Source organism: Nesterenkonia massiliensis (genome assembly GCF_000455245.1).
Lineage (GTDB): Bacteria > Actinomycetota > Actinomycetes > Actinomycetales > Micrococcaceae > Nesterenkonia > Nesterenkonia rhizosphaerae.
In genome coordinates, this window is record NZ_HG005176.1 from 24,293 (window position 1) to 32,233 (window position 7,941).

At 59.7% G+C, this 7,941-nt stretch carries 6 protein-coding genes and 3 pseudogenes; 4 read left to right on the plus strand and 5 right to left on the minus strand.

From position 1 onward, the window contains the following. Nucleotides 1-279: pseudogene (locus TX78_RS13585) on the plus strand (hypothetical protein); the annotation flags it as partial. 245 nt (nucleotides 280-524) lie between these two features. Continuing rightward, nucleotides 525-1,115 (plus strand): annotated as a pseudogene (locus tag TX78_RS13390) (IS481 family transposase); the annotation flags it as partial. Nucleotides 1,116-1,168: 53 nt separating this feature from the next. On the opposite strand, the pseudogene TX78_RS14450 reads toward TX78_RS13390, so the two are convergent. Then, nucleotides 1,169-2,233: pseudogene (locus TX78_RS14450) on the minus strand (type ISP restriction/modification enzyme); the annotation flags it as partial. A 92-nt stretch (nucleotides 2,234-2,325) separates the two neighbouring features. On the opposite strand from TX78_RS14450, the gene TX78_RS12120 reads away from it, so the two are divergent. Together TX78_RS12120 and TX78_RS12125 are read left to right on the plus strand one after the other, a co-directional pair. After that, entirely contained in the window at nucleotides 2,326-4,356 is a 2,031-nt protein-coding gene (locus TX78_RS12120; RefSeq protein ID WP_158644349.1) for a putative bifunctional diguanylate cyclase/phosphodiesterase, read from the plus strand. Nucleotides 4,357-4,414: 58 nt separating this feature from the next. Further along, complete coding sequence (locus TX78_RS12125; RefSeq protein WP_049897928.1) at nucleotides 4,415-5,854, plus strand: glycosyltransferase family 2 protein; 1,440 nt, start codon at nucleotides 4,415-4,417, stop codon at nucleotides 5,852-5,854. Nucleotides 5,855-6,307: 453 nt separating this feature from the next. Here TX78_RS12125 and TX78_RS12130 read toward each other — a convergent pair whose 3' ends face one another. From TX78_RS12130 to TX78_RS14025, 4 genes are all read right to left on the minus strand, one after another. Further along, nucleotides 6,308-6,502, minus strand: a complete 195-nt coding sequence (locus TX78_RS12130; protein WP_044496570.1) for a ribonuclease H family protein — start codon at nucleotides 6,500-6,502, stop codon at nucleotides 6,308-6,310. Between the two features lie 32 nt (nucleotides 6,503-6,534). Then, nucleotides 6,535-6,864, minus strand: a complete 330-nt coding sequence (locus tag TX78_RS12135; RefSeq protein ID WP_044496572.1) for a hypothetical protein — start codon at nucleotides 6,862-6,864, stop codon at nucleotides 6,535-6,537. Nucleotides 6,865-6,952: 88 nt separating this feature from the next. Next, on the minus strand, nucleotides 6,953-7,165 hold the full coding sequence (locus TX78_RS14020; RefSeq protein WP_199765289.1) for a hypothetical protein: 213 nt from the start codon (nucleotides 7,163-7,165) through the stop codon (nucleotides 6,953-6,955). A 129-nt stretch (nucleotides 7,166-7,294) separates the two neighbouring features. Further along, nucleotides 7,295-7,768, minus strand: a complete 474-nt coding sequence (locus TX78_RS14025) for an antitoxin VbhA family protein (RefSeq protein ID WP_199765290.1) — start codon at nucleotides 7,766-7,768, stop codon at nucleotides 7,295-7,297. Between the last annotated feature and the right edge of the window lie 173 nt (nucleotides 7,769-7,941).

Genomic DNA, 7,941 nt, shown 5'->3' on the forward strand with positions numbered 1-7,941 from the left:
GGACTGGCTGCACAGGCTGCGCGGCTGCTGCGCACCGTGGAACGGGCGACCGCCCGCGGGGGCAAGGGGGCCAATATGCCAGCCCTGATGGCGACCGCTGGTCGGCTGGCTGATGAGATGCTGCCCCATGTCTCACCGCTGCCGCCGACCTCTTCGGCGTTGGAGTTTCTAGCCGCAGTGATGGCCGAGCGGCGCAATCGCGAGTACCAGAAACTCATGCGGGAACTGCAGCGCCAGGCCCCGCTGCAGCAGCGCATTCACGCCCTGCCGTACTCCTAGAAGCGACCAAGCGACCGGCCTGCACCCGGGGATGGGCGGCACACCCCGGGCGCACAACCCCGTGCGCACACAAGAAATCGCACCCCCCTTGCGCAATTCTCCCCCTGTGTGAAGTCTCAAGACATCGGTGACAGTTCCGTATCAACACATCGGTGACAGAACTGGTGATCCTGGTGGTGACAGTTCTCTGAACTCTCGTCCAAGCCTTCCGGGCACCGCAGTGAGGATTCGGGTTCTCTTGGCAGGTGACACAGAAACCGAATGAGCCTGTTGATGCCCGTATCCGCCTCGCGATCTCCCGATGGCCTGCTGATGCCCCACGCGGGTCGGTGAGCAGCTTCTGCTACGAGCACGGGATCTCCAGGAACACGTTCTACAAGATCCTGACCCGAGCACGCCAGGAGTCCCCGGCAGCGGCATTACAGCCGCGCTCTAAACGACCGAAGACCAGTCCCAGGACCCTCTCTGATGAGCTCAAGCAGCAAGCAGTAGATGTCCGAGCCAGTCTGGCCGCCTCTGGCCTGGACCACGGGCCCATCAGCGTCTACGAGAAAATGAAGGCCCTGGGCATGGATACCCCCTCGGTGGCCTCGCTGGCCAGGATCTTTCGTGCCGCCGGGGTTGCCCGGGTTGAGCCGAAGAAGCGTCCCCGGGCCTCCTACCGGCGGTTCGTGTACCCGGCACCGAACTGCTTATGGCAACTCGATGCCACCGAGTATGTGCTCACCGGCGGAGGCAAGGCGGTGATCTTCCAGCTGATCGATGACCACTCCCGGCTGGCGGTGGCCTCAGTGGTTGCCACCGGTGAAACCTCCGAAGCCGCCCTTGAGGTCTGGATTCCTGTCAGCGTGATGTTGGTGTTGTAGATCAGCCGGGACTTATCCTTCGCGTTGGCCTTGCCGCCCCACTTCATCTTCTGCACCTGGTACAAGCCCGGATCGGAAGCACCCCCCAAGGTGGTCTCCTCCTCCAGCGGGCAGGGCTCAACCTCCTCGTAGTTGATATGCAGATCCAAGAGCTTCTGACCGGCTGAAGCGAAGGACCAGAAATCAGATGACGACGCTGGCAGAGGGATCCGCGGCAGCCGACGCTTCAGCTCCGCGGCGAAGGCGCTCCGGTACTGCTGGGAGTGCAGCAGAGCGTAGATGTGCGCGAATATCGCGCCCTTGGTTACGTCGTCGCCGAAGGCTTCCTGGTAGTGGGTTAGCGTGGCATTTGTGATGTTGTCTATGCGGCGGTATCCGTCGACGACGACGTTAGCTCCAGAGTCATCGAGTCCGCTCAGCAGGTCCGGCTCAGCGTCCTCGACTCGCTCCCAGGTGTAGCGGGGAAAGAACTGGCCGCTCCCACTGCCCCAGAACGCGAGGTCGGGAACCTGGTCGGTAGCTAGAAGCGTTGCCTCATGTCCTGAGCCGGGAGCTGTCAGGTAGAACCCGTAGTTGTCGTGGGCCGGGGTAGGGAACATCGACGGCAGCTGATAGATCATGTCCACGAGTTGCCGATCGAAGTAGACATGCTGTTTGGTGAATGGCCGATAAGTGCCCAAACGAAGAGCCCCGTCGTTGTAGGCGTAGCGCTTCTGTGCGGCAAAGTCCTTGAACGTGCCGCGGTTCCAGCTGATCCGGGTGTCATCGTAGGTGGCGTGGGCTTTGGCCTCGTCCAGGCGCTGGTTGGCGCTGCTGCCGGTGGGCCGGAAGGCTTCGATGTCCTGGTTGTAGGTGTCGATGAGGGTGCCCATGTTCTGTTCCACGGCAGCCCGGGAGAAGTTGTAGCACCAGGTGTCTCGGTTGGTCTTCAGGCCAGCAGAATAGGTAGCGAAGATTGGCGCCTGCCCTGTCTCGCTCTTTTTGTCGCCGATCGGTGGGAGGGTGTCGAAGATGTCGCTGGACTGGTTGATCCAACCACCAGTACCATCAAGCGCTACGCGCCAATGCGCGTTTGCCCCTGAAACCATGATACATTTCGCGCAACTAACGATTACTACCCTCAGAATGGGTCAACTCGATGTGCGGAGATCACGCTCGCCACCTCACCTGCCGAAGCTGCTTGAATCTCTATCCAGATGCAGTCCTCCTGACCAATGACGATGGCATTCTGGAAGAGGCCAACGATAAGGCCACGGAGCTTTTCGGGTACTCCCACGAGGAGCTCGTCGGGATGCATGCTGGGGAGCTGGTAGCAGGCGGTGCTAGCACCGCGATTATCGCCGAAGCCCTATCCGCTCAACGAGGGCGGTTTTTGCGGACGCCGTTGGGTGGCGAGCTTCTGGGTTACCGCAAAGACGGCAGCGAGTTTCCCGGGGAAGTGTCTACTTCGAAACTAGAAATCGAGGGGCAGCCCTTTACGGTGGCCTCCGTCCGCGATATTACGCCACTTCATCAGGCTCTGGCCCAACAGAAAGAGGCCGAGCGTCTCTTCGCTCTAGGTATCGATCACTCGCCTATCGGCATCGTCCTGACTGATAGCGACGGTAGCCTCACCCGAGTGAATGCTGCTGCAAGTAGGCTGTTAGGACGCCACCCTGGGCAGCTTCTGGGTCGCCGAATTACCGACTTCCTTCATCCGAGCCATGTGAATGAGCCGTCACTATTCGAGCAGGCTGTGCGCGATGATATAGTACATCTCTGCAATGAACGCCGTTATCTTCGACCTGACGGCGAAGTCGTCTATGTAGAGCAGGTCGTCGTTCTCTTGCGTAATTCTGATGGTGAGACTGACTCGTTCTATGTGCATCTGCAAGACGTCACCGGCCGCAAGAAAGCTGAACAGGACCTCAAACACCTAGCGATGCATGACCCGCTGACAGGCGTTGCGAATCGACGGCTTCTCATGGAATACCTGGACCGCTTCTTAGCACGTGCCCGTCGAGCGGGAGGTCAAGTGGTGGTTATGTTCATCGACTTGGATCATTTCAAGGTCGTCAACGACGCCCGGGGACATACTGCCGGCGACGCCATGCTCGTGGAACTGTCACGACGCCTGAGCGATCTCACACGGCAGGGCGACGTGCTCGCCCGCTTCGGTGGGGACGAGTTCGTCATCGGATGTGAGGACATGGACGCTGAGGGAGCTCATCAGCTCGCCGCCCGGGTCACCTCAGCATTGGATGAGCCCTTTATCATCGACGGCGAAGAGATCTTCGCGAAAGTCAGCATCGGTATCGCACTTTCCGAGCCCGGAGACACCACAGAGTCCCTGCTTCGTAAGTCAGATACCGCTATGTACGAGGTGAAAGACTCTGGCCGGCGGGGGGCCGTTGTCTTTCACGAGTCGATGCAGCAGAAGGTCTCGCAACGCATGGCGACTGAGTCGCAGCTGCGCAAGGCCCTGCAGTGTGACGAATTGCGTTTGCGGTTCCAACCGATCATGGATCTAGGGAGAGACAAGCCAGCTGGGTTTGAAGTCTTGGTTCGTTGGGAGCACCCCGAAAGGGGTCTTCTATCACCCGCCGAGTTCCTACCTGCAGCCCCTGCCAGTGGTTTGATCGTTGACATCGACAAGTGGGTGCTTGAGCACGCCGTGCGGCAGCTGCGGGAGTGGGAGTCGAACCACCCGACCCTGCACAGTCTCACGGTCGCGGTGAACCTCTCGCCCCGCCACTTGAACGACCGAAACTTCATCACACACACCAAAGAACTGCTAGCACTCACCGGAATCGAACCTCATCAGCTTCACCTCGAGATCACCGAAATTGAAGAGATTACTGACCTTGATCTGGCTATAAAGCATATGAATGAGGCGGCGGAGTTGGGAATCTGCTTTGGCATCGACGACTTCGGAGCCGGCCACTCCTCACTGCGTTACCTGCACCGACTGCCAGTGCACACCCTGAAGGTGGACAAGTCCTTCATCCAGGGCCTAGGAACCCATGACTCACGTTCTGCGAAGATCATTGGGGCGGTGATCAATCTTGCCCACGCCCTCGGAATCGAAGTGATCGGCGAGGGAGTAGAAGAGAAATCCCAGCTCGACGAACTGCTGCGACTCGGCTGCGACAAGGCTCAAGGATTCTTCTGGTCCAAACCGATGGACCTGACCGAGGGCCCTCGGTGGCTCGAACAGAACTACAGAAGCTGAACTCCCGCAGCTAACGTTACATACCGAAAGGGCAAACGCTGTGAAGCGACTTCACCGTATGACAGGTGTGCTCATCATCAGCACGACTGCGGCGATGGCGCTATTTCTTTGGTTCGTCCTCGCGGAGGCTCAGGCATGGACTGCCAGTGAGCCACGTGAGGCTCTCATCGGTGGTGGGCTCTCAGTGCTTTACGACCCCCAAGCCCCGCAATTGGGGTTTGTGCTCGCAGCGGTGGTTCTGGTGCTGCTGGTGACTGCTGGGGTGGCTCTGTTCGATCTACGAGCCACAAACAGGTCGCGCCGGTCCTCGGATGAATCTGCCACTCCCCTGGCACCCAGGGTCGTCATGGCTGAGACACGCGGAGTCTTCCACGGTCCCGTGACTGTCACGGTACTCATCCCAGCGCACAACGAAGAGACGCCTCTGCCTAAGACTCTATCCTCGCTGGCTTCACAGTCGTATCTGCCCGAACGAGTCATTGTCGTGGCCGATAACTGCACCGACGGCACTGCAGACCTCGCCCGATCTGCCGGAGTCGAGGTTCTAGAGACGGTCGGCAACACCGAGAAGAAAGCCGGGGCGCTGAACCAAGCGCTCAAAGAAGTCCTGCCCGCACAAGGACCAAATGATGTAGTGATGGTCATGGACGCCGACACCCGGCTAGATGACGGGTTCCTCGAAGCTGCCGTGCACAAATTCACCCAGGACCGAGCTCTGATGGCCGTCGGAGGGTTGTTCTATGGAGAAGAAGGTCACGGCCTGCTCGGACAGTTCCAGCGCAACGAATACACACGCTACGGCCGGCAGATCCAGCGCCGCCGTGGCCGCGTCTTCGTCCTCACAGGCACTGCCTCGCTGTTCCGGCCAAAAGCATTACGCACGATCGCTGAACAACGCGGTGAGAAACTTCCCGGTCGCCACGGAGACGTCTACGACACCGCAGCCCTGACCGAGGACAACGAGCTCACCATCGCGATCAAATCGTTGGGCGGACTGATGATCTCGCCTGCTGAATGCAGCGTGGTCACCGAGCTGATGCCGAACCTGCGTCTGCTCTGGCGGCAGCGTCTGCGCTGGCAACGCGGAGCACTGGAGAACTTGGGAGCCTATGGTGTCACTCGGCAGACGTTTCGGTACTGGGCACAGCAGTTGGGTATCGGCTACAGCGTTATCGCCCTGGGCACGTTCTTCCTTCTGATCATCATCACGGCTCTGTCCATAGACCGCTGGATCTGGTTCCCCTTCTGGTTGGGCATCGGACTGCTCTTCGTCGTCGAACGAGTTGTGAGTGTATGGCGGGGCGGCTGGCGGGCACGGGTGCTCGCGGCGACGCTCTTCCCCGAACTTCTTTACGACATGTTCCTTAACCTCGTCTACATCAAAGGCGTTATCGACATCACCCTCGGCCGTAAGGCCGCCTGGGGCAATACCACCACTGAAGCCCGCAACCTTTCTCGCCGAGGGACAGACGAGCCGGCGGTGTCACACAATGCTTAGACTCACACCTCAGGGAGAGCTTTTCGACGCCCTCTTCTCGCCCGCCGTGCTGGAATCGGCATGGTTCCAAATGCTTGCAGGCTTCGTAGCCATTAACACGGTCATGTACGTAGCCCTGGCGGTGATGAAGATTTTGCCGAAAGTCTACCTCAGCGATTGGCACGGAAGTCGGCTACGGCGCTCAGAGACACGCAGCATTTACCCAGACCCTTCAGCCTCATCTAGCCACGGAGGTCCTCACTGCTGATCCGTGTCGCTTCTGCTCTGACAGATGCTGAAAGAGGCCATCGTTACGCTTCCCCGCGGAATCCTCGCGACGCTGATCGAAATTAAGAAGCTGGGACGTTGAACGGCCTCACCACCCTCATCGAGGATGAGCCGCAAATTCCCGCCCGTTGAGGCTCAAGCGGAGCAATCGAGCTGTCCTCAAGCGTGAGTGCCGCGGTGCCGCGGCTAGAAAAGAGCGTGTTGACCCAGGTTCCAGCTGTGGCAGTGGTAGGCGGTGGGGCCCAGCTGGCTGATCGCCTCGCGGTGATGTGCAGAGCCGTAGCCCTTATTGGACTCCCAGCCGAATTCGGGGTGAGCACCGGCGAGGCCCTCCATCAGCCCGTCGCGCTCCACCTTTGCCAGTACTGAGGCGCAGGCCACGGAGAGGGCCAGGGTGAGAGATCTTCAGCGTTTCAGCCATTGGATGCCTCGGTGTAGTATTCGAGCGCTCGGAAGAGACCGGAGTCGGGATCGACGTTGCGAGAGGAGCGTGATCCGCCCCAGTAGCCGTACAGCGTTGCCTCGGAAATGCTGCCGTCGTCAGTCAGCTCGACGACGGCCTCAACATGAGGACCGCCGGTGGCCAGCACGACGACCAGGGCTCGCTTGATCTCCAGCACGGATTCGTTTAGTGCGTGGAAGGGATCCTCGCCTTCGTGTTCCTCGTCATGCTCGACGGCGTGGTAGATCTCCCTGAAATGGTCTTCCTTGGCGTTGAGCTGCTGGTGTATCTCGCGATCCATGAAGCGCCTCCTGATAGAAGTGATCTATGTCAGAGAAACCCCAGGCAGCGGCTATGCCGCTTCTACTTCACGGAGAAACGCGCTCAGGTCAGAGGGAAGCGAACCCTTTGCCGCGCATAAGAACTTTCACGCCCTCGTCCTCATTGAAGAGGTAAGAGCGTGCCAGCAGGTCATGGAAGGTGTTGTCTAGCGGCACAGTGAGCAGCTGCTGGGAGTGATTACAGATGAGGTGTGCGTTGGCGGCGAAGATGGCCGTGCGCTTGTGGCCATCCTGGAACGGCTGAGCCTTGGCGATAGCCAAGAAGAGGTTCAGCGCCTGTCGCGTGGGTCTATTGCGCTGAGAGCCTAGTCGATGACGCTCTACAGGCCGGCTTCGTCGATCGCAGACGGGGTGTACCGACCATAAGCGGTGGAGACTCCGATACCTTGGTTATCGGTGCGGAGCTTGCCAGGATGCAGCGCACCGCTGCGAGTGATGTGCGTGTTGAGAGCAGACGAACGAGGCGTCGATTGCAGTGTTGGCCTGAACGCGCTCAAGGGTAAGGAGCGCCACGTCGCGCAAGTCCTCCAGCAGCGCCAGATCGGAACGAGATCTGGTCCAGGTGCAGTTACCGGATCTGAGAAACATCTCAGTGGCCACGCGGCTGGCGGATAGCTCGTTGAAGACGAGACCGGCAGAGTAAATGACCGCGGGAAGGTCGGCGACGGTGAGCTTCTTCTCCCATCGGTACACCTCTTGGATCTTGGCGATAGTCTCGTCGACCTCAAGCTCGCCCTTGACGTAGGCTCGGATGACCGCCATGCCGCGCTCGCCAGAGATCGCACCTTCAAGGGCCCAGCTGCCGAGGATGTTCTCCACGCTTTCGCGTCGCCCTTCTACAGGGTCGTCATACTTTTTGCTCATGTGGAACTAGCCCTTCCGCGCCCAGGTACTTCCATCCGACCCACCACTCCTGCCTCCCTGCATCCGGCGCTGCGTACTCACGCACTGGACATGTGATTGGACGTGCGGTCGAAGCACCGCTGGGCAGCTATGTAGTCGTCGAAGAAGTACATTTGTGAGATAAGGCCGTCGTC

Coding starts and splice junctions, on each gene's coding strand:
- TX78_RS12135 (WP_044496572.1), bottom strand. CDS start 6,864: ATGGATCGCGAGATACACCAGCAGCTCAACGCCAAGGAAGACCATTTC.
- TX78_RS12125 (WP_049897928.1), top strand. CDS start 4,415: ATGACAGGTGTGCTCATCATCAGCACGACTGCGGCGATGGCGCTATTT.
- TX78_RS14025 (WP_199765290.1), bottom strand. CDS start 7,768: ATGAGCAAAAAGTATGACGACCCTGTAGAAGGGCGACGCGAAAGCGTG.